This is a genomic window from Arthrobacter woluwensis (assembly GCF_030816155.1).
Taxonomy (GTDB): domain Bacteria; phylum Actinomycetota; class Actinomycetes; order Actinomycetales; family Micrococcaceae; genus Arthrobacter_E; species Arthrobacter_E woluwensis_A.
In genome coordinates this window covers 663,077-684,094 of the sequence record NZ_JAUSXR010000001.1, presented here as the reverse complement: position 1 = coordinate 684,094, position 21,018 = coordinate 663,077, and the positions used below count along the sequence as shown (strand labels likewise).

At 67.1% G+C, this 21,018-nt stretch carries 22 protein-coding genes, 1 tRNA gene and 1 riboswitch; of the genes, 9 read left to right on the top strand and 14 right to left on the bottom strand.

The window, feature by feature from the left end:
• Window positions 1-8 precede the first annotated feature (8 nt).
• From ilvA to QFZ52_RS03080, 5 genes are all read right to left on the bottom strand, one after another.
• A complete protein-coding gene (gene ilvA / locus QFZ52_RS03100; protein ID WP_370959946.1) occupies window positions 9-1,247 on the bottom strand; it encodes a threonine ammonia-lyase in 1,239 nt (412 codons plus the stop codon).
• On the bottom strand, window positions 1,237-2,532 hold the full coding sequence (locus QFZ52_RS03095; RefSeq protein ID WP_307496179.1) for an AI-2E family transporter: 1,296 nt from the start codon (window positions 2,530-2,532) through the stop codon (window positions 1,237-1,239). Before QFZ52_RS03095 ends, ilvA begins: the two co-directional genes overlap by 11 nt.
• A 91-nt stretch (window positions 2,533-2,623) precedes the next feature.
• Window positions 2,624-3,292 (bottom strand): hypothetical protein, encoded by a 669-nt coding sequence (locus QFZ52_RS03090; protein ID WP_307496178.1) that lies wholly within the window; start codon window positions 3,290-3,292, stop codon window positions 2,624-2,626.
• The gene (locus QFZ52_RS03085; protein ID WP_307496177.1) at window positions 3,289-4,818 is read right to left on the bottom strand and encodes a WXG100 family type VII secretion target; all 1,530 of its coding nucleotides are present in this window, start codon (window positions 4,816-4,818) and stop codon (window positions 3,289-3,291) included. Before QFZ52_RS03085 ends, QFZ52_RS03090 begins: the two co-directional genes overlap by 4 nt.
• A 78-nt stretch (window positions 4,819-4,896) precedes the next feature.
• A complete protein-coding gene (locus QFZ52_RS03080; RefSeq protein WP_307496176.1) occupies window positions 4,897-5,829 on the bottom strand; it encodes an aldose 1-epimerase family protein in 933 nt (310 codons plus the stop codon).
• A 149-nt stretch (window positions 5,830-5,978) separates the two neighbouring features.
• On the opposite strand from QFZ52_RS03080, the gene galT reads away from it, so the two are divergent.
• Window positions 5,979-7,145: a galactose-1-phosphate uridylyltransferase gene (gene galT, locus QFZ52_RS03075; RefSeq protein ID WP_307496175.1), complete on the top strand. Its 1,167-nt coding sequence runs from the start codon at window positions 5,979-5,981 to the stop codon at window positions 7,143-7,145.
• Entirely contained in the window at window positions 7,142-8,377 is a 1,236-nt protein-coding gene (galK, locus tag QFZ52_RS03070) for a galactokinase (RefSeq protein ID WP_307496174.1), read from the top strand. The genes galT and galK overlap by 4 nt, the downstream gene beginning before the upstream one ends.
• A gap of 244 nt (window positions 8,378-8,621) precedes the next feature.
• Here the strand turns inward: galK and QFZ52_RS03065 are convergent, their stop codons facing one another.
• On the bottom strand, window positions 8,622-9,548 hold the full coding sequence (locus QFZ52_RS03065) for a Bax inhibitor-1/YccA family protein (protein ID WP_287902168.1): 927 nt from the start codon (window positions 9,546-9,548) through the stop codon (window positions 8,622-8,624).
• A gap of 123 nt (window positions 9,549-9,671) precedes the next feature.
• Window positions 9,672-9,735, top strand: a riboswitch (guanidine-III (ykkC-III) riboswitch).
• A 12-nt stretch (window positions 9,736-9,747) separates the two neighbouring features.
• Here QFZ52_RS03065 and QFZ52_RS03060 point away from each other — a divergent pair.
• Both QFZ52_RS03060 and QFZ52_RS03055 read left to right on the top strand, forming a co-directional pair.
• The gene (locus QFZ52_RS03060) at window positions 9,748-10,062 is read left to right on the top strand and encodes a DMT family transporter (RefSeq protein WP_066214514.1); all 315 of its coding nucleotides are present in this window, start codon (window positions 9,748-9,750) and stop codon (window positions 10,060-10,062) included.
• Window positions 10,063-10,398 (top strand): DMT family transporter, encoded by a 336-nt coding sequence (locus QFZ52_RS03055; protein ID WP_307496173.1) that lies wholly within the window; start codon window positions 10,063-10,065, stop codon window positions 10,396-10,398.
• 20 nt (window positions 10,399-10,418) lie between these two features.
• On the opposite strand, the gene QFZ52_RS03050 is transcribed toward QFZ52_RS03055, so the two are convergent.
• Together QFZ52_RS03050 and QFZ52_RS03045 are read right to left on the bottom strand one after the other, a co-directional pair.
• On the bottom strand, window positions 10,419-11,447 hold the full coding sequence (locus tag QFZ52_RS03050) for an FUSC family protein (RefSeq protein ID WP_307496170.1): 1,029 nt from the start codon (window positions 11,445-11,447) through the stop codon (window positions 10,419-10,421).
• A gap of 166 nt (window positions 11,448-11,613) precedes the next feature.
• Window positions 11,614-12,066 carry a MarR family winged helix-turn-helix transcriptional regulator gene (locus QFZ52_RS03045; RefSeq protein WP_307496169.1) on the bottom strand — a complete coding sequence of 151 codons (453 nt, stop codon included), beginning with the start codon at window positions 12,064-12,066 and terminating at the stop codon, window positions 11,614-11,616.
• 116 nt (window positions 12,067-12,182) lie between these two features.
• On the opposite strand from QFZ52_RS03045, the gene QFZ52_RS03040 reads away from it, so the two are divergent.
• From QFZ52_RS03040 to QFZ52_RS03025, 4 genes are all read left to right on the top strand, one after another.
• Window positions 12,183-13,379, top strand: coding sequence for an MFS transporter (locus QFZ52_RS03040; protein ID WP_307496168.1), 1,197 nt, complete (start codon window positions 12,183-12,185; stop codon window positions 13,377-13,379).
• Between the two features lie 37 nt (window positions 13,380-13,416).
• Window positions 13,417-14,244 carry an aldo/keto reductase gene (locus tag QFZ52_RS03035; RefSeq protein WP_307496167.1) on the top strand — a complete coding sequence of 276 codons (828 nt, stop codon included), beginning with the start codon at window positions 13,417-13,419 and terminating at the stop codon, window positions 14,242-14,244.
• A 135-nt stretch (window positions 14,245-14,379) separates the two neighbouring features.
• Window positions 14,380-15,657: a sensor histidine kinase gene (locus tag QFZ52_RS03030; RefSeq protein WP_307496166.1), complete on the top strand. Its 1,278-nt coding sequence runs from the start codon at window positions 14,380-14,382 to the stop codon at window positions 15,655-15,657.
• On the top strand, window positions 15,650-16,339 hold the full coding sequence (locus tag QFZ52_RS03025; protein WP_307496165.1) for a response regulator: 690 nt from the start codon (window positions 15,650-15,652) through the stop codon (window positions 16,337-16,339). The genes QFZ52_RS03030 and QFZ52_RS03025 overlap by 8 nt, the downstream gene beginning before the upstream one ends.
• A 24-nt stretch (window positions 16,340-16,363) precedes the next feature.
• Here the strand turns inward: QFZ52_RS03025 and QFZ52_RS03020 are convergent, their stop codons facing one another.
• The 4 genes from QFZ52_RS03020 to QFZ52_RS03005 form a co-directional block, all read right to left on the bottom strand.
• Window positions 16,364-16,957: a dihydrofolate reductase family protein gene (locus QFZ52_RS03020; RefSeq protein ID WP_307496164.1), complete on the bottom strand. Its 594-nt coding sequence runs from the start codon at window positions 16,955-16,957 to the stop codon at window positions 16,364-16,366.
• Between the two features lie 169 nt (window positions 16,958-17,126).
• Window positions 17,127-17,690: a pyridoxamine 5'-phosphate oxidase family protein gene (locus tag QFZ52_RS03015; protein WP_307496163.1), complete on the bottom strand. Its 564-nt coding sequence runs from the start codon at window positions 17,688-17,690 to the stop codon at window positions 17,127-17,129.
• A 424-nt stretch (window positions 17,691-18,114) separates the two neighbouring features.
• On the bottom strand, window positions 18,115-18,360 hold the full coding sequence (locus QFZ52_RS03010; protein WP_307496161.1) for a hypothetical protein: 246 nt from the start codon (window positions 18,358-18,360) through the stop codon (window positions 18,115-18,117).
• A gap of 41 nt (window positions 18,361-18,401) precedes the next feature.
• Window positions 18,402-19,292, bottom strand: coding sequence for a hypothetical protein (locus QFZ52_RS03005; protein WP_307496160.1), 891 nt, complete (start codon window positions 19,290-19,292; stop codon window positions 18,402-18,404).
• A 512-nt stretch (window positions 19,293-19,804) separates the two neighbouring features.
• Here QFZ52_RS03005 and QFZ52_RS16135 point away from each other — a divergent pair.
• Window positions 19,805-20,113, top strand: coding sequence for a tyrosine-type recombinase/integrase (locus QFZ52_RS16135; protein WP_373425612.1), 309 nt, complete (start codon window positions 19,805-19,807; stop codon window positions 20,111-20,113).
• On the opposite strand, the gene QFZ52_RS03000 is transcribed toward QFZ52_RS16135, so the two are convergent.
• A complete protein-coding gene (locus QFZ52_RS03000; protein WP_307496159.1) occupies window positions 20,110-20,349 on the bottom strand; it encodes a hypothetical protein in 240 nt (79 codons plus the stop codon). The two genes, QFZ52_RS16135 and QFZ52_RS03000, sit on opposite strands and share 4 nt — an antisense overlap.
• Window positions 20,350-20,814: 465 nt before the next feature.
• A tRNA-Leu gene (locus QFZ52_RS02995) sits at window positions 20,815-20,891 on the bottom strand.
• Window positions 20,892-21,018: the final 127 nt, after the last annotated feature.

The window sequence follows — 21,018 nt, the reverse complement described above, 5'->3', positions numbered from 1 at the left end:
AGCCTGGCCTAGAAATGCACCACGATCGGCTGGAAGCCCTCGGCCCGCAGCGCGTTGAGCACCACCTCGGAGTGCTCGTGACCCTTCGTCTCGAGGTCCACCGTGATCGAGACGTCGCCCATGCTGATGGAACCGCCCACGCGGGTGTGATCCACGCCGGTGACGTTGGCGTCGTGCTCGGCGATGATGCGGGAGATGGTCGCCAGGGAGCCGGGACGGTCGTCGAGAAGGATCCGCACCGTCAGGAAGCGGCCCGCCGCGTACAGACCGCGCTGGATCACCTTGAGCATGAGCATCGGGTCGATGTTGCCGCCGGACAGGATGACGGCCACCTTGCCCGGATTCTCGATCCGGCCTTCCATGAGTGCCGCGACACCCACGGCGCCGGCCGGTTCCACCACCATCTTGGCGCGTTCCAGCAGGAAGATGAGCGCACGGGCGAGGGCGTCCTCGCTGACCGTGACCACGTCGTCCACGAGTTCGCGGATGATGCTGAACGGCAGCTGCCCGGGGCGGCCCACGGCGATGCCGTCGGCCATCGTGGAGACCTTCTTCAGCGGCACGAGCGCGTCAGCGGCGAGCGACGGCGGGTACGCGGCGGCGTTCTCCGCCTGCACCCCGATCACCCGGATCTCGCGGCCCAGTTCACGGGCGCGCTCCTTGATGGCCACGGAGACGCCGGCCAGCAGTCCACCGCCGCCCACGCCCATGATGATCGTGTCCACGTCGGGCACCTGGTCGAGGATCTCGAGGCCGATCGTCCCCTGGCCCGCCACGACGTCCACATTGTCGAACGGGTGCACGAACACCGCCCCGGAGGCTTCCGCGTAACGCTGCGCCTCGGCCAGGGCCTCATCCACGTTGTGACCGTGCAGGATGACCTCGGCGCCGTGCCCACGCGTCGCCGCCAGCTTCGGCAGCGCCACGCCGAGCGGCATGTAGATGCGGGCCTTGATCCCGAGGGCCTTGGCCGCGGAAGCGACGCCCTGAGCGTGGTTGCCGGCCGACGCCGCAACGACGCCGCGGGCCTTCTCCTCCGGGCTCAGGCGGGCCATGCGCACGTAGGCGCCACGGACCTTGAACGAGCCCGCGCGCTGCAGGTTCTCGCACTTGAAGACCACGTCGCCACCCACCATCCGGGACAGCGCCCGGGACTTCTCGATGGGCGTGACGGTAATGACGCCGTCGAGCAATTCCTGTGCGCGGACTACGTCCTGGAGCGTGACGGGTAGGGCCTCAGTGGTCATCACTGGCCGCCTCCTTGGAATTGTTCGGTTTCTCTGGCGTCCCCGGCCCGCTCACGGGGGCCGGAAGTTCAGTGCGCTCTTCAGCGGACGACGACGGCGTCTCCCCCGCCGCGGCGTCGATCTCCTCATCGGAGGTGGCCGGCGTCGTCGTGCCGTCCAGGGCGTCGACGGCGGGGTCGTCGTCCCAGCCGCGTCCGGCGATGTAGCGGATGGCGGTGTTCAGCGCGGCCAGGATCGGCACGGCGAACAGGGCGCCCGGGATGCCTGCGAGGAAGGAGCCCGCGGCGACGGCCAGGATGACCCCCACCGGGTGCAGCGAGACGGCCTTGCCCATGACGAGCGGCTGCAGCACATGGCTCTCCAGCTGCTGCACGGCCAGGACGATCGCGAGCATGATGATGGCGTTCACCAGGCCGTTGGCCACGAGGGCCAGGAGCACGGCCACCGCGCCGGTGACGAGGGCGCCCACCACGGGGATGAACGAGCCGAGGAAGACCGCCAGGCCGAGGGGCAGGGCCAGGGGCACGCCGATCACGGCGGCGCCGACGCCGATGCCGATCGCGTCGACGGCGGCCACGAACACCTGGATCCGGACGTAGTTGCCGACCGAGATCCAGGCCTTGCTGCCGGCGCCGTAGATGGCCGGGCGGGCCTTCTTCGGGGCCAGACGGGTGATGAATCCCCAGATCTGGCGGCCCTCGAGGAGGAAGAAGATCAGGATGAAGAGGGTCAGCAGCAGCCCGGCCGCGATGTGCCCGGCCCCACTGCCCACGCTCAGCGCACCCGTCAGGATGGTGCTGCTCTGGTTCTGCACGGCATCCACCACGTTGCGGATGTAGCCGTCCAGCTGGTCGGCCGTGAGGTGCAGCGGTCCGTCCTGGAGCCAGCCCTGAATCTGCTTCAGACCTTCGAGCGCCTGACCCCACAGCTCCTTGAAGCCCACGGTGGCCTGACGGCCGACGAAGATCAGGGTGACGGTGATGACCGCGATCAGGCCGAGGAGCGTGAGGGCGACGGAGAGACCGCGATGGATCTTGTGCCTGCTCAGCCAGCCGACCACCGGGTTCAGCAGAGCGGTGAGGAGCGCCGCGAGGAGGAGCGGGATGATCAGGAAGCTGACCTTCGAGAGCAGCCAGATGAGCGCGCCCGTGGCGAGGAGGATGACCCCCACGCGCCAGGACCAGGCCGCGGCGATCCGGATGCCGTACGGGATGTCCTCATCGAGTTCTCTGCCACGCGTCGGACGGGGCACCACTGACTGACCGTTCTTGGCTACACCTGACATGCATCAATCGTGGCGCAGCCGCCCCCTATATGGAAATCAGGTTCGCATGGCGGGCGGACGGAGCCGTCCGGCCGGTCGCGGGCCGGCCATGTCAGGTGAGCGGGTTGACCGTGACGATGATGACCTGGACCTTCTTGTCGGCGTCGAACCGCAGGTCGTAGACGACGCGCAAGCCGGTCGATTCTCCGGCCGGAAGAACGAAATAGTGCCGTCCCGTGGGCGCGTCCCCCACCGACTTCGCCCACGTGTCGATGGCCCCGCCGTCGATCCCGTAAGCCGTCCCCGACCGCGCCAGCTTCAGGAAGTCCTCTTTCGTTTCGGCGGTCAGGAAGTATGTCAGCGTGTCGACATCCGACTGCCCCTCGAAGATCAACGCTCTCAGAACATCAGTCTGGGCCTCGATGGTGCCGCGGGGCGCCTTGATGGTCAGACGCATCATGCCCTTGCCTGCCAGATCCACCATCGGCGACTGCATTCCCTCGGCCAGCCCGGCAGCGCTGCGGCTGAGCCGCCCCGAAGAAAGGTCGAATGTCGCGGCGCGATCTGCCTTGATCTTGGCGATCCCCGCCTGATCCAGGGTCGAATTTCCGGTCACCGGTGCTCCTTGCGTGGATGAGGTGTGGTCATGGCCGGGGGTGTCGATCGCGACTCCGCAGGCCGTCAGAACGAAGGTGAGACAGAGCGCCGCAGCGGAAGCCAGCGCCGCTCCACCTGCACCGAGTCGACGAGGCCGCGGACGAGCCCTGGCCGAGGAAGTCATTGGCTGAACTCCGGCAGATGGACAAAGCCCTTCGCGATCCGTTCGGCGATCTGAGGGATGTTGTGGGTGGGACGCGCATCCTGCGTCCGCTGGTCGAAGTCCGAGGCGATGATCTCGCGTGCCTTCTCCGGGTTCGTGGCCAGCAGTTCCTGATAGGCGGGAAGGGTGTCCTTGCTGATGAGATTCCAGCGGTCCTCCCGGACGGAGATGTTCCCGTCCGGCAACCCGGTGGTGAGATCGACCGATCCCTGGAGCGGATTGTCCAGCGGGGTGAAGGGGATGTTGTGGGGACCCGGGCTCTCGATGTGAACCTTGTACGGGAACACCTCGGGGTAGCTCTTGGCACCCGGAATGGACGGTTCGCCCGCCAGCGTGATCAGCCACGTCACGGCCGGTCCGGTGGCTCGGCTTCTCATGGTGTCGTAGTCGTCGGCGATGATCTCATTCTGTTCCCGGTACAGGAGATACCCATTGCCGAGCTTCAGCTGTGCAGGATCGCCGGACGCGATCTGGTCCCACGCCTGAGAGGTTCTCGGGTCGATGACGCCGGCGTCCCTGAGGCGATGCATCTCGTCGAGCCCTCCCGTCATGAACGCCTGATGCTGCCGGGCCTGGTCCAGGAAGATCTCCTTGTTCATGGAGAGCATCTGGGTCTCGTAGGCCTTCACCTCGGCATCGCTCAGCGCCGCGACCGTGCGGAGGGACTGGAGCTCTTCCGAGGGGAAGCCTGCGGGGATGTTCTTGAGGAGTTCCTGGGCGACCGACCGCATCATGGCCATGTCCTGGAAGCCGCCGGCGAAGGACGGTCCGATCATGTTCGCCATACCGGCCCATTGAAGGCGTGGGTCGGACAGGAACGCCTTGCCGTAATACTCGTAGACCTTCTTGATGATGTCCCAGTTGTAGGCCGTGCCCTTGGAGGGGTCCCACTTGACCGGGTCGATGCCCATCTCCCGCATGGCCTGCTGGTTCCAATACGAGCTCAGGAAATTCGCGTACCCGGGCGCCTTCTTCTCGATCAGCCCGGAATCCGCGGCGGCGTCCAGGACACGCTTGGCCTCCTCGGGGTGTTCCAGGGCCCAGCGCTTGAACTCGTCGCTGTTCAGGTAGGTCTCGCGCTCAGCGGGGGTCATCCCCTTCAGACGGTCCTGGAGTTCCTGCGCGGCCGTGGCGTCATAGCCGGGCTTGCCCCCGCCTCCGGTTCCACCGGACGAGGTGCTCGCGGTCTCCTGCTCGTCCGCCTGCACCTGCAGAAGCTGCCCCGAGGCCTTGAGCGCGACGATCGTCCGCTGCAGCAGGGGCAGGTGATCGCTCTGCCACTGCTGCCGGAACCGCGCGGCATCGGGGCCCGTGTGGGCGGCGGCGTTCACCTCGGATCCGAGCTGCTGGGCGGAGAGCTGCAGCTTCTGGGAGGCCGAGGACATCGCCTTGGCCAGCGCGCGAAGCTGCGCCACGTCGGCGCCGTAGAACCCTCCACCCATCGGTGTCCCCCATTCGTGAACGGCCGCTGCGGCCGTTGTGACCATCCTAGGGATCGCGCCCCGGAACCGCGATGGGGACGCTTCCCCATCCGGCCTCCCTCGGCCGGCGCCTCCGGGGACCTGTCACCAGGAGGTTTCGATCCCCCAGCTCATGCTGAACTCCGCGCCGGGCTGGACCCAGTGCAGACCGTCGCCGGAGTTGAAGGCGTTGGCCGGGCCGGTCATCGGTTCGACGGCGAGCGCCTTCGTCCGCCCGTCGAAACCTCCCGTGGCGTAGATGTGCACGTAGCCGCACCGGTCGTCCTGCCACAGCGCGACGGACCGGCCATCGGCGCCGCTGAGCGTGGTCCGTGCGCGCCCCTGCTCGTCACGTTCCAGCCCGGTGTAGGCGGTGTCCGTGTCCAGCTCCGCGAGCACGACGCCGGCCCGCAGGTCGGTGCCGCCGCTCACCGGGCGCTCGGCCCGCGGGATGAGGCGCTCGTCGGTCTCCAGCCACCGGTCCGCGCGGACGGTGAGGGTCAGATCCTCGGCCGGAAGCTCACCCAGCCGGAGGTACGGGTGAGCGCCCAGGACGACGGGAGCCGCGGCGTCGCCGTCGTTGAGGAGCGTCTGCGTGACGCGCAGTGCGCCGCTCTCCTCGAGTTCGTAGGCGACGCGGTGCCGGACGAGGAACGGGTAGCCGTGCTGCGGGAAGACCTTGGCTTCGAGGACCACACGCGTCCCGCTCTGCTCGACGCACGCGTAGGCGGCATTGCGGAGAAGTCCGTGGCTTGCGTTGTTGCGGGAGACCTCGGTGATGTCGAGCTGCTGGGTCGCACCGTTCAGCGTCCACTTCCCGTCCTCCACCCGGTTGGCCCATGGCGCCAGCGTGATGCCGGAGGCGCCGGGCGGGATCTGGTGGTCGCCGAAGGTCTCGGTGAGGAGCACTCCGTCCACGGAGTGGCTGCGGAGCGCCGCGGCAAGCTCCGTCACGACGGCGACGGCCGCCCCTCGCTCAAGGCGGTACTGGGCGCCGCTCGCGCAGCGGACGGCAGGGCTGCTGGAAGATTCAGGCATGGCAACACCGTACCGGCACGGGTCGCGGGCTCCAACGACTCCCAGACAGGTGACGCGATCATTAATGTTCCTTTTTGTTAGAAATTATTCGTTCTTTGCTAGAGTCTGATCAGAGCCCCACAGAGCGGGCGATGGAAGCGAGGGCAGCCATGACATCGGTGACACGTTCACACCTGGCCGACGGCCGCGAGATCATCTATTTCGACGCCGCTCCGGGCCGCACCGCGGACGTCCCGGACACCCGTGACCTTCCCCCGCGGGACCTCGGCCCGGAAGGGTCCGGCGAAGTCCGCTATGACGCCCTGAGTGGCGAATGGGTGGCCGTCGCCGCGCACCGGCAGACCCGCACCCATCTGCCCCCGGCCCACGAATGCCCTATCTGCCCCAGCACCCCCGAGCGCGCGACCGAGATCCCCGCGGAGGACTACGAGGTGGTGGCGTTCGAAAACCGCTTCCCCTCGCTCGGGCCGGTCGTGGGCGACATCCCGTCGAGTCCCGGCTGGGGCACGCTCGCGCCGGCCAGCGGACGGTGCGAAGTCGTCACGTTCACCCCGGAGCACAGCGGCTCCTTCGCCGAGCTGCCCTGGGAGCGGGCCCGCACGGTCGTGGAGGCCTGGTCCCACCGCACGCGGGAGCTCTCGGCCCTCAGCGGCGTGCGTCAGGTGTTCCCGTTCGAGAACCGCGGCGCGGACATCGGCGTCACCCTGCATCACCCCCACGGCCAGATCTACGCCTACCCCTACGTGACGCCCCGCGCCGAGGCCATGGCCCGGACCGCCGTCGAGTACCGCTCCGGCCGACCCGACGGCGAGACGCTGTTGGAAGGCGTGGTCCGCCGCGAGCGCGGCGACGGCGCCCGCATGGTCCTGGAAGGCGAGCACTTCAGCGCCTATGTGCCGTTCGCCGCCCGGTGGCCGCTGGAACTGCATCTGGCTCCGCACCGTCACGTCCCGGACTTCGCCGCCCTCACCGGAGCGGAGAAGGACGAGCTCACCACGCTGTACCTGGACCTTCTCGGACGGGTGGACGGCCTGTACGACTCCCCCACCCCGTACATCGCCGCCTGGCATCAGGCGCCGCTGCTGCGCGGGTACCGTGAGGCCATGGGCTTCCACCTGCAGCTGACCTCGCCGCGCCGCGCCGCCGACAAGCTGAAGTACCTCGCGGGTTCCGAGGCCGCCATGGGGGCGTTCATCAACGACGTCACGCCGGAATCGGTCGCCGCGCGGCTGCGCGACTCCGTCTCGCCGTACCGCGCTGCAGCCGCTTCCCCCGCCCTCGTCCCCTCCGTCTCTCCTGAAGGAGCCCGTTCATGACCTCGCAGCACACCGAGGCCACCAGCCGCCAGGAATCCGGCCAGCAGGACATCCTCGCGGCCTTCCATGACGCCTTCGGCCACGACGCGGACGGCGTGTGGATGGCGCCCGGACGGGTCAACCTCATCGGCGAGCACACCGACTACAACGACGGGTTCGTCCTCCCCTTCGCGATCGACCTCAAGGCCCGGGTGGCCGTGCGCGCCCTGCCGGAATCCCGTACGGTCCGTCTGCTCTCGGCCCAGGGCACGGGATCACAGGGCTCGGGAACACGGGGCACCGGAACACATGGCGCGGCCGACGTGCTCGAGTTCGACCTCGACCACCTCACACCCGGAGGCGACTACCGCTGGGCGAGCTATCCGCTCGGCGTGGCGTGGGCCCTGGAACAGTCCGGTGTGGCCGTTCCGGGCTTCGAGCTGTACCTGGACTCCACGGTCCCGCTCGGCTCCGGGCTGTCCTCCTCCCACGCGATCGAATGCGCCACCATCACCGCACTCGCCGAGCTGTCCGGCGCGTCACTGAGTGCTCAGGATCTGGTGCTGCTGACCCAGCGCGGCGAGAACGATTTCGTCGGCGCACCCACCGGAATCCTGGATCAGTCGGCCTCCCTGCGCGGCGAGCGCGGCCACGCCGTGTTCCTGGACTGCCGCGACCAGCACGCCGAGCTCATCCCCTTCGACGCCGAAGCCGATGACCTGGTCATGCTCGTCATCGACACCCGCGTGGCGCATTCCCACAGCGACGGCGGGTACGCCAGCCGCCGCGCCTCCTGCGAAGCGGGCGCGGTGGCCCTCGGGGTGCCCGCGCTGCGCGATCTCGGCCTGGAGGACCTGCCCCGCGCCGAGGAGCTCCTGGACGATCTGACGTTCCGCAGGGTCCGCCACGTGGTCACGGAGGACGCGCGGGTGCTCGAGACGGTCGCGGTTCTCCGGGCCGAGGGCGCCAAGGCCATCGGTCCGCTGCTCGACGCCAGCCACGTCTCGATGCGCGATGACTTCGAGATCTCCTGCCCGGAACTGGACGTGGCCGTGGAGTCGGCCCGGACGGCCGGCGCGATCGGCGCCCGCATGACCGGCGGCGGCTTCGGCGGCTCGGCCATCGCCCTCACGCCCCGGGGCCTCGAAGACGAGGTGCGCCAGGCGGTGCTCGATGCCTTCGCCTCCTCAGGTTTCGGCGAACCACGGCTCTTCACGGTGACGCCGGCGGAGGGCGCACGCCGCCTCGCCTGACACCCGCAACCCTGCCCGCTGAGTCCGCTGTCCGTGGTGCGAGTCCGCTACACGATGCAGCGGACTCACGCCCTGCATAGCGGACTCGGCAGCGGACTCGGCGCGGCGCTCTCCCCCGCACAGCCGCCAACAGCACAGCCGCCAACGACAGTGCCGGCATACGACGACGGCGCCGCTCCCCTTCCGGGTGAGCGGCGCCGTCGTCGTGTGTCAGCGGAGTCCTGGTGAGGACCCGCGGAGAGAACTAGTCGTTGCCTCTCAGGATGGCAATCAGACGCAGCAGCTCCACGTACAGCCACACCAGGGTGACCGTCAAGCCGAACGCGGCGGTCCAGGAGTAGCGTGCGGGGGCGCCGTTGTGGACGCCGGCCTCGATGTTCGTGAAGTCCATGATCAGGGAGAACGCCGCCAGGATCACGGCCACCACGCCGATGATCAGGCCGAGCGGGATGCCGCCGATCGTCATGCCACGCAGGCCCCACGGATCCTTCACGACGCCGAAGATCATGAGGAAGAAGTTGATGAGGCTGAACGCCGCGTAGCCGATCATCGCGATCAGGAAGAAGCGCATCATCTTGGGGGTCGCACGGACCTTGCCCGAGGTGAAGAGCAGCAGCGTCACGCCGAAGACGGCGAGCGTCGCCAGCACGGCCTGGAGGCCGATGCCGGGAAGGCGCATCTCCAGGACCTTCGTGATGCCGCCGAGGAACAGACCCTCAAAGCCGGCGTAAGCCAGAATGAGGGCCGGGACCGGCTCCTTCTTGAACGTGTTGACCATCGCGAGCGCGAAACCGCCCAGCGCGCCCAGGATCATGAGGCCCAGTGCCAGCCCGGGGCTGGTGAACCAGGTGATCGCGGCGCCGACCAGGACGGCGCCGAGGCACAGGAGGGTCTTGACGATCACGTCGTCGAAGGTCATCCGGCCGGTCTGCGCAGGGCCCGCGGAGGGCTGCGAGTACATCTGCTGGAGCTGCTCGGCGGAGAGCTGCTGCTGACCGTACTGGGGCTGGCCGTACTGCGGCTGACCCGGCTGGGCGTAGCCCGTCTGGCCGTAGCCGTTCTGCCCGGGGGCCTGCTGGCCGTACGGGTTCATCATGTTCGGGGGTGGCGGCGCCTGCAGCGCGCCACGGAAGTTCTTGCCGTTGAAGATCGGGTTGCCTCCGGCAGCCATCTCTCATCCCTCCTGGACGTTCAATGCGAGTTGTTCCAAGCTACCAAGTCCAACGAGCCACCGGCGGAAAAGTTCCCGGCGCCTTCTCAGCTTGCCCCGAATCCGCCCGTGGCTAGACTGGAGAACGAGGCCCTGACCGGCCTGCGGACGAGGGAGCAGTACCCGCACAGGACAAGACTGACTCAGAAAGAGCCTTGTCATGGCATGGATCGTTTTGATCATCTCCGGAGTCCTGGAGGCGGTGTGGGCCTCGGCCCTCGCGGCGTCCCAGGGATTCCGCAAATGGAAACCGGCGGCCTTGTTCGTCATCACCTCTGCCGCCAGCATGATCGGCCTCGCGTACGCCATGCGGGAGCTGCCCGTCGGCACGGCGTATGCGGTGTGGGTCGGAATCGGCGCCTGCCTTACGGCCGTCTGGGCCATGATCACCCGTCAGGAAAAGGCCACCGTTGCCCGGATCGCTCTGCTGGCGCTCCTGGTCGGCAGCGTTGTCGGCCTGAAGGCGGTGAGCTGAATGCCGTGGATCGTCCTGCTGGCCAGCGCCCTCATGGAAGCCGTCTGGGCCACCGCGCTCGGCCTGTCCCATGGCTTCACCGAGGTCGGCCCGACCATCGTCTTCGCCATCGGCCTCGTGCTGAGCATGATCGGCCTCGGCTGGGCCGCCAAACACATCCCCATGGGCACCGCGTATGCGGTGTGGACCGGCGTCGGCGCGGCACTGACCGTCGGCTACGCCATGGCGACCGGGGCCGAGAGCGCCAGTCCGCTGAAGCTCCTCTTCATCGCGGGGATCATCGCCGCGGTGGGCGGGCTCAAGCTGCTGCCGTCCAGTTCACCCGGCAAGCACTGACTCCCGGTAAGCAGTGACCGTCAGTCGTCGGTAGCGGGCTGCCGCCGTTCACGCAGCAGCACTGCCACCGCCATGCCGACGACGGCGCCCAGCAGGGTCTCCACCGCACGGTCGGTGAGCACGGGCACGGGATCGCCCGGGTTGGACAGCAGCGTCACCAGCAGCACGACCGGGGTCAGGAACGCCTGCGCGAGCCCGTAGTTCCGCCGCATGAAGAGCTCCGACGGGAATTGCAGGAGCGGGATCAGCAGCACCAGCATCATCGTGGACGGTTGCGGCCAGAGGATCAGAGCCGTGAGTCCGATGCCCACCAGCGTTCCCACGATCCGGTGCACGCCCCGTTTCAGACGGGCGCTCAGCGCTCCCGCGGCCAGCGGGATCGCGGCAGAGGCCATCGCCCAGTAGGGATGACCCCAGCCACTCGCGATCCCCGCCACACCTGCGACGCCGACCGCCACGAAGTACCGCAGCGCCTGCCGCAGGATGACGCCGTCGCGCCAGGGACTGGAGACACGGAGGCGCCGCTCCCCGATGGCCGCGTCGGGAGCCAGCCTCCAGACCACGAGGCTCAGGGCCAGGCTCACCGCCGAGGACGCGCCTCCCACGACGAAGGGCACCCACAGCGGCATCGGATGAGTGACGGAGGCGGAGGCGCCCAGGGCGAACAGGGCCCAGAACGGCCCCACGGGGTTGAGTTTCGCAGCGTCGGCGGCCACCGATCCGAGCGCGGCAAAACACGTCTCCACCAGCACCAGGACGGGGGTGGGGGCGTGCAGATGAGCCAGCACGGTGCCGATCAGGACGGCGGAGACCAGCAGGGCGGACGCCTCCAGCTGGTGGACCACCCGCCACAGATGAGGTTCGCCCCGGCCGTACATGCTGGTGAAGGCGCCGAACACGGCATAGATCGACCATTCGGGATGGCCGATCATCAGAAGCGTGACCATGGGGATCGCCACACTGAGCGCCACGCGAACCGCGGCGACTCCGTGGTTCCCGGCCGGCCCTGTGGCGAAGAATCCGCGACCCGTGCTGAGGAGTGCGCCCACCAAAGCCTTTCCTGGTGAGGCTGCTTCGCCAGGTCACACCCCGGCCGCGGCAGCCCCGCCCGCTTCCCGGGGATCCTCGCGGATCCCTTCAGGGAAATCCTAGGTCCCCCTCAGGTCTGCGGGCGAACCGGCCCCGTCACGAACCGGCCCCGTCACGAGGTGGCGCTCAGGCGCTCGCGCGGGACACCTCATGGAGCGCGGCGACCAGGGCCGACAGCTCCTGGTGCTCGCCGGCGTCGCTCAGGATGCGTTCAAGCGCCTCGTCATGGACGGGCTTCGCCTTCTCATACAGCTCGCGGCCCGCGGCCGTGAGCTCGGTGTAGATGCCCCGGCGGTCATCCGCACAGAGGATCCGGGTCAGCAGGCCGCGGTCCTCCAGCCGGGTGACGAGGCGTGTGGTGGCGCTGGCGCTCAGCGCGGTGGCGCGAGCGAGCTGCTGCATGCGCATGTGCCAGCCATCCTGCCGGCTCAGCGCGTCGAGGACGGTGTATTCGACCACGGAGAGCTTCACCTCGTCGCTGAGGGCGCGCTCCAGACCTGCTTCGATCACACCGTGCAGTGCGGCGAGGGTGCGCCAGCCCTGGGCGCGCACTTCGACGGCGTCGTCGTCAATGCTCATGGGGACCTCCTGAAGGCTCGGTTTGCATCGCTTGCTTGCGTGTGCAACTATTGCATCTGCAAGTGAAATAACCAGCGCTTGCAACTAAATCCAGTCTAGCAGGAGTGTTCACCACCATGCCTATCGGTCTTCTCGCGCTCTCCGTCGGCGCCTTCGGGATCGGGCTGACCGAGTTCGTCATCATGGGGCTGCTGCCCGAGGTCGCCACCGACTTCGGCGTCTCCGAAGCAACCGCCGGATGGCTGATCTCCGGATACGCCCTCGCCGTCACCGTCGGCGCACTACTTCTCACCGCCGCCACCACCCGGCTCCCCCGCAAGCCCGTGCTGCTCGGGCTCCTCATCCTCTTCATCGCCGGCAACACCCTGTCCGCGATCGCCCCGAGCTACGGCGTCATGCTGACCGGCCGCATCCTCGCGGCCCTCTGCCACGGCGCGTTCTTCGGCATCGGCGCGGTAGTCGCCTCCGGTCTCGTGGCACCCGCCAAGAAGGCCCAGGCCGTGGCCATCATGTTCACGGGCCTGACCGCGGCCAATGTGCTCGGCGTGCCCTTCGGGACCCTGCTCGGTCAGCAGTTCGGCTGGCGCTCGACCTTCTGGGTCATCTCCGCCACCGGCGTCGTCGCCTTCATCGGCATCGCCGCCTTGGTGCCGGCGCTGCATCAGGACGGCAAGGCGCCCAGCCTTCGCCACGAGCTCACCGCGTTCCGCAGCGGACAGGTCTGGCTCTCGCTCCTCGTCACGATCCTCGCCTATGGCGGCATGTTCGGCGCCTTCACCTACATGGCCTACACGCTCACCGGGATCTCCGGCTACCCGAGCAGCGCCGTGCCGTGGCTCCTGATGCTCTCCGGCGCCGGCCTGTTCGTCGGCAACTGGATCGGCGGCAAGCTCGCCGACCGCGACATCGACAAGACCCTGATCTTCTTCGTGGCCGGCCTGCTCGTGACCCTCGTGCTCTTCGGGCTCCTCGCCTCGATCCCGTGGGTGGCCGCCGTCGCGCTGTTCGTCATGGGAGGCTTCGGCTTCGGCACGGTGCCCGGACTACAGTCCCGCATCATGCAGTACGCGGGCGGCGCTCCCACCCTGGCGTCCGGCGCGAACATCGGCGCCTTCAACGTGGGCAACGCCCTCGGCGCCTGGGCCGGCGGTCTGGCGATCTCCGCCGGGCTCGGCTACGCCTCCCCCGTCTGGACCGGCGCGCTGATCACCGTCCCGGCGCTGATCATCATGATCAGCGCCGCCCTGAAAGCCCGGCGGGAACAGCCCGCCACCCTCACCGCCGAACCCGAGCAGGCTCCGGCCACCGCCTGAGCCCGCCACTCCATCCATCTCCCAGGAGGACGACACGATGACCACCATCCCCACCATCACCCTGAACAACGACATCGAGATGCCGCAGCTCGGCTTCGGCGTGTTCCAGGTCCCAGACGCGGGGACGACGGCGGCCGTCGCCGAAGCGCTCAGGGCCGGCTACCGCAGCATCGACACCGCGGCCATCTACGGCAACGAGCGCGGCGTCGGGCAGGCGATCGCCGACTCCGGCATCGACCGCGGCGAGCTGTTCGTCACCAGCAAGGTGTGGAACGCGGACCAGGGCTTCGAGGAGACCCTCGCCGCCTATGACGCGAGCCTGGAGAAGCTGGGCCTGGACTACCTGGACCTCTACCTGATCCACTGGCCGGCCCCCGCGAACGGCCGCTTCATCGACACGTGGAAGGCCCTCGAGAAGCTGTACGCCGACGGTCGCGTCCGGGCGATCGGCGTCTCGAACTTCGAGCCCGATCAGCTGGAGCAGCTGCTCGCCGAGGCCACCGTCGTCCCCGTGGTGAACCAGGTGGAGCTGCACCCCGCTCTCCAGAACCGCGCGGTGCAGGCCTTCGGCGCCGAGCACGGCATCGCCACCGAGGCCTGGAGCCCGCTCGCCCAGGGCGCGGCGCTGCAGGACCCGTCCGTGCTGGCGATCGCGGAGGCCCATGGCCGTACTCCCGCCCAGGTGATCCTGCGGTGGCACCTCCAGCAGGGCCGCATCGTGATCCCGAAGTCCGTCACGCCGTCGCGCATCGCAGAGAACCTGGACGCCTTCGGCTTCGAGCTGAGCGCCGACGAACTCGGCGCGATCGACGCCCTGGAGAAGGACGGCCGCACCGGCCCCCACCCGGCGACCTTCAACGGCTGATCCCTGTTTCCGCCCCGCGCGGGAGGCGGCGATGATGATCGCCGCCTCCCGCACAGGGTGGAGATCGGATGTCTCGCGGGCTGAGATCCGCGAGTTCCGGCGTTTCCGGGGCCCCGAGGTTGCTAGCGTGACGGCATGGATCGAATCGTGGGGGCGTTCAGCCGTTGGGGCCATCTTGGGGTGGCCATCGTGTTCTTCATTCTCTGGTGCGTCGGCGAGGCCGGGCGCATGGGCGGCGGGGACTGGACGGCCTTCTTCGGCTGGTCCGGTTCCTGGATGCTCGTGGCGGTGACGGCGTCGATCGCCCTGTCCCGCTGGACGCCCTATCTCTCGTTGAGCGCGACCGCGGCACTCTTGGTGGCACAGCTGTTCCACCTGCTGCCCTTCCCGCAGGCGAACCACTGGGCCATCTATCTCGGCAGCTTCATCGCGCTGGGGTTCATCCTCTGGACCGCGCCGGTCAGGACGGCCTGGATCGCCACCGGGGTGAATGCGCTGTTCCTCGGGGCCATGACCGTGCTCATGGTGTCGGCGCACTACGGCAATGGCGTGGGCTGGTTTCTCCCGACGGGTGTGAGCATGCTCCCGTACTACGGCCCTGGCGCCATCGTCTCTCTGTCCACGTTCGCCGCCGTCATCAGCCTCCCCGGCCTGCTGCTGCGCCTGCGTGGCCGCCAGGTGGCCGCCTTCAAGGAACGCCAGGAAACCGAAGCGACGCTGCATCTGACGGAGATGGACCTGGTGGTGGAGCAGGAACGCGGCAGGATCTCCCGGGATCTGCACGACGTCCTCGCCCACTCCCTGGCCGTCATCGCCGCGCAGGCGGACGGGGCACGGTACCTCGGCGCGGACCAGCCCCAACCGGTGTTAGACGCGCTGAAGACCATCGCGGCCTCGGCCCGCACCGCGCTCGACGATGCCCAGCGGGTGGTCCAGGGCACGGAAACAGGCGAGAGCGCGGCGCCGCAGCCTCGCCTCGAAGACGTCGAATCACTGCTGGACCACATGCGGAGCAGCCTGAAGGTGCACCGCACGGACTCGGGCGAACCCGTGGCGCTCACGGAAGGCCAGCAGGTGGCCGTGTACCGGATCATTCAGGAATGCCTGACCAACGCCTTGCGACACGGCGGGCAAGGTTCCATCGCACGGCTGCATCTGGACTGGCAGGGACCCGGCCTCACGCTCCACGCCGCCTCCACCGGACACGCCATAACGCAGGCCGCTCCCGGCACCGGGCGGGGCATCCCCGGGATGCAGGAGCGGGCTCATCTCGCCGGCGGCTGGCTCGTGGCCGGGCCTGATGGCGAGGATTTCCGGGTCACCGCGTTCATCCCGTATGGCCAGTTCACCGCTCCCGCCCTACCCGACTCCCGGCCCGCGGTTTCCATGGCAGGAGCGGGCTCCCATGCCTGACGCCCCGGCGACCCTGGACGTCATCACGATCGCCGTGGTCGATGACCAGCCCCAGTTCAGGGCCGGAATCGCCATGCTGCTGCAGAGTCAGTCGGATTTCTCTCTCAGCTGGCAGGCGGGAGACGGCGCGGAAGCGGTCGAGCGGGCCGAGAAGCACCCGGTCCACGTGATCCTCATGGACCTCCGGATGCCCGTGATGTCCGGAGTCGCGGCCACCCAGGCCATCGTCGCAGCCGCTGACGCAGGCGGGCGTGAACGTCCTCAGATCATCGCCCTGACGACCTTCAACCGCGATCAGGCCGTGGTGGAAGCCGTGCAGGCAGGGGCTGCCGGGTATCTCCTGAAAAGCGCCGAGCCGGAATTCCTCCTGGCTTCCATCCGCACCGTCCACGCGGGTTACTCTGTCATCGCGCCCGGATCGGCTCACGATCTTTTCCAGCATGCGGCCCGTCAGAGGCCCCACCCCACGCCGGACCTGGAGGCCATATCCGCCTTGACCGCGCGGGAACAGGACGTGTTCCTCCTCGCGGCGAAAGGACTGCCGAACGCCGAGATCGCACGGAGCCTGTTCGTCTCGGAGGCGACCGTGAAAACCCATCTTCGTGCGGTGCTGACCAAACTGGGTCTCACGGCACGTCTCCAGGTGGTGGCGTTCGCTTACGAGCATCACCTGCTCGGCTGAGGCGAGGGCGCGGTCAAGTCCGCGCTAGTCCGCCGGGAGCGCCCCGCGCACGGCGTAGCGGTGCAAGGTGACGCCCGCTTCAAAAGACGCCTGTTCAAGCAGCTCGAGTTCCAGCGGTTCGTCCACCTGGTCGAAGAGCGGGCGCCCGCGGCCCAGGATCGCCGGGTGAGTGAACAGCATGACCTCGTCCAGGAGACGCGCGTTCAGCAATTGTGTGGCCAGAGTGGCGCCACCGACGCCGATATCGCCGCTCTCCTCCGCTCTCAGTGCGGCCAGCTGGGCGATGGCGTCGTCCCCGCCGATGATGCGGGTGTTGTACTCGGCGCTGGTGCGGGTCCGGGAGACGAGCACCTTCGGGACGTCCGTCCAGATCTCGCCGTATTCGCGCATGAAGTCGGGTAAGGACGTGTCGGTCCGGGCCTTCGGCCAGAACGATTCCATGGTCTCGTAGATGACCCGGCCGGAGACGTCCATGCTGAGGCCCCTGGCCCTCGCATTGAACTCACGATGCAGCGACTCGCCGATGCGCATCCAGTCGCCGCCACCCTCCTCCCCCGGCTCGCCCTCGATCATCAGGTCCAGCGAAACATTCATCCAGTACACGAATCGGGCGGCCATGCCCTCACCTCCGGAAGGTCGGATGGGGTGGCGCCGACGGCGCGGCACCGGTGTCCGTGGCCTGGGAGGCCGGGCTTCCGCCCGGACGAGGCCACGGACTGCCATCGTAAGACGGCGGGTTCCGGATGGCCAGAGTCCAGGTCCAGCCCGCGTGCGGCGCGGCCGCGCGTCAGGCCTCCCGCATCGCCTCGGCCTCGGGAAGTCCCGTCGGGAAGCCGTCGATGCTGGAGCGGTTGCGTTCCTGCTGATAGGCGAGCAGCCCCTCGGTTCCCTTCTTCTCAGCCCAGGAGTCCATCAGCGTCCGCTGTTCCTGGAATTCGTAGAGCGGCACCCCGAAGCCACAGGACGTCTGGACCAGGTCGATGTCCAGGACGAAGAGGTTCCTCGCGCCCAGCAAGAGTGGGAAGAGACTCACCAAGCCGTCCCACTCCGGATCACCCGGATGCACGGCCCGGGCCGCGCCGTACACGCGCAGAATGTTCGGCTTGCCACTGAAGGCGCAGAACATGAGCGTCATCCGTGGGGTATCGAGCAGATGGGCGGCGGTCTCATTGCCGCTGCCGGTGCCATTGAGCCACACCACGCGGTCCGGTCCCAGCACTCTCAGGGAATCCAGTCCTTTGGGTGACACATTCACCCGCCCGTCCCGGGCCGCCGTCGCAACGAAGAACATCTGCTGTTCCCGAATGAAGTCCGTCAACCGGTCTGTGAGCTGTTCGTACTGTCTCGCCATGACCTCATGGTCGCACGCGGGCACGCGATGGCGCCCCAACAGGGACTCGAACCCTGACTGAGCGGATTTTAAGTTCCCAGATTCGCCCTCCGAGTAGGTCTCCCGCCGTCATGTTCCGCTTGATTCCGGGGGATCAGACGCCGAGCTACTCCGAGGAAATCACGGGTCGTCCCCAACTTTTCCCACCAAATATCCCACCAGTTGGCGGATGCGGTTAAGGTCCCCACCGATTTCCACCAGGATGCTGCGGTATGCATCCTCGTGGAAATCAAGGGAGCGAGCCACCCCGCTACTCGCATGCCTGCCCCTAGATCTGCCGCAATGGAGATTGTCGACGCTGAAATGACGAAAACCCCATCACCTCAATCGAGGCGGCGGGGTTTCTGGCGGTCACGAAGACCTCTGTCGAGGACTGCAGGCATTGTCAGCCCCGGCGACGCACATTCGGTGTCGCCGGCTCAGTGTCCACTTGCCGGATACCAGCCTCGGACTTCTTGAACTCCCGCTCCGCAGAGAAAGCAACTGCAAGATAGAGCGTCGTCAAGATGAGTGTGAAAGAGAACGAGTTCGAATTGAACCCATCACGAAGGACCATCGGGAGCACGAAGGCCGCCAATGCCACCACGTACACCACGGCAAACAGAATCCTCAAGAACCACTTGTAACGCATTCAACCTCCTCAGCGCGAGTGCCCACTCTGTCAGCTTACAACTAGCGACACTGCGGTCCGGAGTAAGCGTAGGGTCCCCAAGTTGCGACCGGCGGGATTCCCCAAATCGACGCTGCAACACAGTCGCCCTGGCCCATGGCGATATTAGCGGCGATGACCACGGACCCGAAAATCAGTCCGCATGCGGCCTGAGCCCAGAACGGCTGCTTGCCACATGCGACGGAGAAGATCGTCTGAGCTGCTGCTCCGCCCTGAGCGAGAGCTCCGGTTTCAGAACGGTTGAACCAGATCGAGCACCAGCCAATTCCGCAGCCCGTCTCCGGATCGGCAACGACTGGGTACGCGGCCCCACGGTGCTGAACAATTTGGGTCACCACGTTGCCGGCAATGGAATAGCTGGTGGGGAGGTCCTTGCCGTTTGCATCCGTGGCCCAGGGCTTCTGGATGTAATTGACTTGCTTGCCAGCAGCGTTCTTGACAGCGATGCTTCCGTCGGAGTTGAGAGTAAGCCGGGTCTTCGCGTCCCCGATGGTGAACTTGTACTCGGTAGGAGCATCGGCGCTGTTCACGACAATGTAGCCAGCTTCGAGGCCATTTCGGCCGGGGCCCGTGACAACGCCATACGTGTTGTCGTTCGCCCGGTGAACCTTCAGGTCCCCCTCCGTGGTCGTAGCCGTTTCGGGAACAACTGCCGAGATATCGACGGGCGTGTAGATCGCTTTCGCGGCGGACGGAGCCTTTGCATTCTTCTCTGCTACGACCTGCCGTGCCTGCACGGCGGCGTCGCCCACGAGTCCGCGACCCTCAACGACGGCGAGCGGGTCGGGTCGATGTTCAGCAGTAGCCGCGTTGGCAGGGGCAGCCACGGCAAACGACGCGAGCAGCGTTGCAGCAGCGAGAGCTGCTACGACCGATTTTTTCAGAGTTTTCATCAGAATTATCCTCAAAACTGGTTTTCACGAAGCGGCTTGGCAAATTCTCAAGACCCAATTCACGCTACTCGGGACAGCCGGACCTGCAGGTCATTCGCTAGGACGAAATTTGAGAAGCTCCGTTGCGAAACTTCACCCTTTGGAGGCTTCCTGCAAATGTCGGACACTAGTACACTTCTCCTGGTGAGCGGTTCCCCGCTGGGACAACCTCCCTAAGCTCCTCCTACGAGCTGGCCGACCACCCTCCGTTGTAACGATCCTTCCTGCCCAGGTGCTCGCCTGCAGGAACTGGTCGGGTGCGCGGGAAGAAGGGCAGACGGTGCCCTTATCGGTCTGGTGGCGGACACCGCTCAATCCCACCGAAGGGCAATGTGGGCAAACGGATGCTGAAACCGCCTCGGGCCGGACATCTTCGCCCTGAACGAGCTACCGAAGTACAACGAGCAGGTGTAGGCCGAAGAAGGGCCAAACCGTCAGCCATAGACGGCACCCAGCGGTGAACCATCGAGCTGATGTTCTGCCGGCGGAACGGCAAACCCATCCCTGGGACAGAGGACTATGAGTACTGGCAGCGCTTCCTCGCCGCCGGCATGCCGCGCGCTCGTGTCCACGACGCCCGACACACTGCCGCCACGGTCGCGCTGGCCATGGGCGTGGATCCCCGCGCCGTGATGGAGATCCTCGGGTGGTCCAGCATCACCATGCTGCACCGGCGACTTCACGCGCCGTCGATCGTTATAGCCACAGCAGTAGCGAGTCTCATCAGAAGCGAAAAAGGCCCTGCACCCGGTCGAGTGCAGGGCCTCATTTCTAATGGCTAGCAGAACGCCAGGCTCAGAGTCGGCTCAGACTTCTGAAAGGCATCGTCGTCCGGACCTCCAAGCGCCATCGCAAGCGCGTCGTCGGCGATTCCCGGAACCAGCGATTGCGGGTCAAGGCCCACAGGGCAATCGATGACCAGCAAGAAGGTCAGCTCACCCGCATCGAGATCTGCAGCGATGTCGATGTCCTCAATAGCGATGTTCTGCTCGAGGCTGGTGAAGATGCCGTCGAGCATCTCGTCGGTGATCTGCTCACCGTCGTTTCGCCGTACCTTGATCTCTACTCCGAGCAGGATTATTCTCCTGCTCCGTCCTTAACACGGTGGTTGAACTCTTCGACGCCAGTCTGCTCGGCGAAAAACTCGAGGCGCTGCTTGGCAAGCGATGCCCCCGAACGAAAGCATGATCTGCTTTCCTCGACCGTTGTCAGGCCAATAGGCCACACCGGTCGCTCCGCGACGCTGCCTCGGATACCAGCCGTTCTCCTCGAGGATCTCCGCGACGCGCAAAATGCCGTCGCCGAGTTGAGTATCGAATGCGTCACATCGAACAGATCCAGAAAATCAGAAACGAAGCGTGCGAGGAGTCTCGCTAGCCTGCATTCCGCCAAATTTCCCACCAAATCTTCCACCAACGGACGCTCTGAGTCGTCTCGAAGGCGATCAACGGCCCCGGCTCCATTGAGATTCCGGGGCCGTTGTTGGTGCCCCAACAGGGACTCGAACCCTGACTGAGCGGATTTTAAGTCCGCTGCCTCTGCCAATTGGGCTATTGGGGCGCGGATCCATCCTATCCGCGTGCTGCGCTCACCATGGCACCCCCGGCCCCCTCCGTCGTCGGCACGTGCGTGCTCAGTTGTTGCGGGTCGAAGCCTTCCGGACCCGCGACAACTGAGCACACAAGCC

What these genes read in the sequence shown, in the direction of transcription:
- QFZ52_RS03055 (WP_307496173.1), top strand. Translation starts at nt 10,063, where the DNA reads ATGCCGTGGATCGTCCTGCTGGCCAGCGCCCTCATGGAAGCCGTCTGG.
- galT (WP_307496175.1), top strand. Translation starts at nt 5,979, where the DNA reads ATGACATCGGTGACACGTTCACACCTGGCCGACGGCCGCGAGATCATC.
- galK (WP_307496174.1), top strand. Translation starts at nt 7,142, where the DNA reads ATGACCTCGCAGCACACCGAGGCCACCAGCCGCCAGGAATCCGGCCAG.
- QFZ52_RS03005 (WP_307496160.1), bottom strand. Translation starts at nt 19,292, where the DNA reads ATGAAAACTCTGAAAAAATCGGTCGTAGCAGCTCTCGCTGCTGCAACG.
- QFZ52_RS03015 (WP_307496163.1), bottom strand. Translation starts at nt 17,690, where the DNA reads ATGGCGAGACAGTACGAACAGCTCACAGACCGGTTGACGGACTTCATT.
- QFZ52_RS03080 (WP_307496176.1), bottom strand. Translation starts at nt 5,829, where the DNA reads ATGCCTGAATCTTCCAGCAGCCCTGCCGTCCGCTGCGCGAGCGGCGCC.
- QFZ52_RS03035 (WP_307496167.1), top strand. Translation starts at nt 13,417, where the DNA reads ATGACCACCATCCCCACCATCACCCTGAACAACGACATCGAGATGCCG.
- QFZ52_RS03095 (WP_307496179.1), bottom strand. Translation starts at nt 2,532, where the DNA reads ATGTCAGGTGTAGCCAAGAACGGTCAGTCAGTGGTGCCCCGTCCGACG.
- ilvA (WP_370959946.1), bottom strand. Translation starts at nt 1,247, where the DNA reads ATGACCACTGAGGCCCTACCCGTCACGCTCCAGGACGTAGTCCGCGCA.
- QFZ52_RS03030 (WP_307496166.1), top strand. Translation starts at nt 14,380, where the DNA reads ATGGATCGAATCGTGGGGGCGTTCAGCCGTTGGGGCCATCTTGGGGTG.
- QFZ52_RS03010 (WP_307496161.1), bottom strand. Translation starts at nt 18,360, where the DNA reads ATGCGTTACAAGTGGTTCTTGAGGATTCTGTTTGCCGTGGTGTACGTG.
- QFZ52_RS03060 (WP_066214514.1), top strand. Translation starts at nt 9,748, where the DNA reads ATGGCATGGATCGTTTTGATCATCTCCGGAGTCCTGGAGGCGGTGTGG.
- QFZ52_RS16135 (WP_373425612.1), top strand. Translation starts at nt 19,805, where the DNA reads ATGTTCTGCCGGCGGAACGGCAAACCCATCCCTGGGACAGAGGACTAT.
- QFZ52_RS03090 (WP_307496178.1), bottom strand. Translation starts at nt 3,292, where the DNA reads ATGACTTCCTCGGCCAGGGCTCGTCCGCGGCCTCGTCGACTCGGTGCA.
- QFZ52_RS03020 (WP_307496164.1), bottom strand. Translation starts at nt 16,957, where the DNA reads ATGGCCGCCCGATTCGTGTACTGGATGAATGTTTCGCTGGACCTGATG.
- QFZ52_RS03065 (WP_287902168.1), bottom strand. Translation starts at nt 9,548, where the DNA reads ATGGCTGCCGGAGGCAACCCGATCTTCAACGGCAAGAACTTCCGTGGC.
- QFZ52_RS03045 (WP_307496169.1), bottom strand. Translation starts at nt 12,066, where the DNA reads ATGAGCATTGACGACGACGCCGTCGAAGTGCGCGCCCAGGGCTGGCGC.
- QFZ52_RS03040 (WP_307496168.1), top strand. Translation starts at nt 12,183, where the DNA reads ATGCCTATCGGTCTTCTCGCGCTCTCCGTCGGCGCCTTCGGGATCGGG.
- QFZ52_RS03085 (WP_307496177.1), bottom strand. Translation starts at nt 4,818, where the DNA reads ATGGTCACAACGGCCGCAGCGGCCGTTCACGAATGGGGGACACCGATG.
- QFZ52_RS03000 (WP_307496159.1), bottom strand. Translation starts at nt 20,349, where the DNA reads ATGCTCGACGGCATCTTCACCAGCCTCGAGCAGAACATCGCTATTGAG.
- QFZ52_RS03025 (WP_307496165.1), top strand. Translation starts at nt 15,650, where the DNA reads ATGCCTGACGCCCCGGCGACCCTGGACGTCATCACGATCGCCGTGGTC.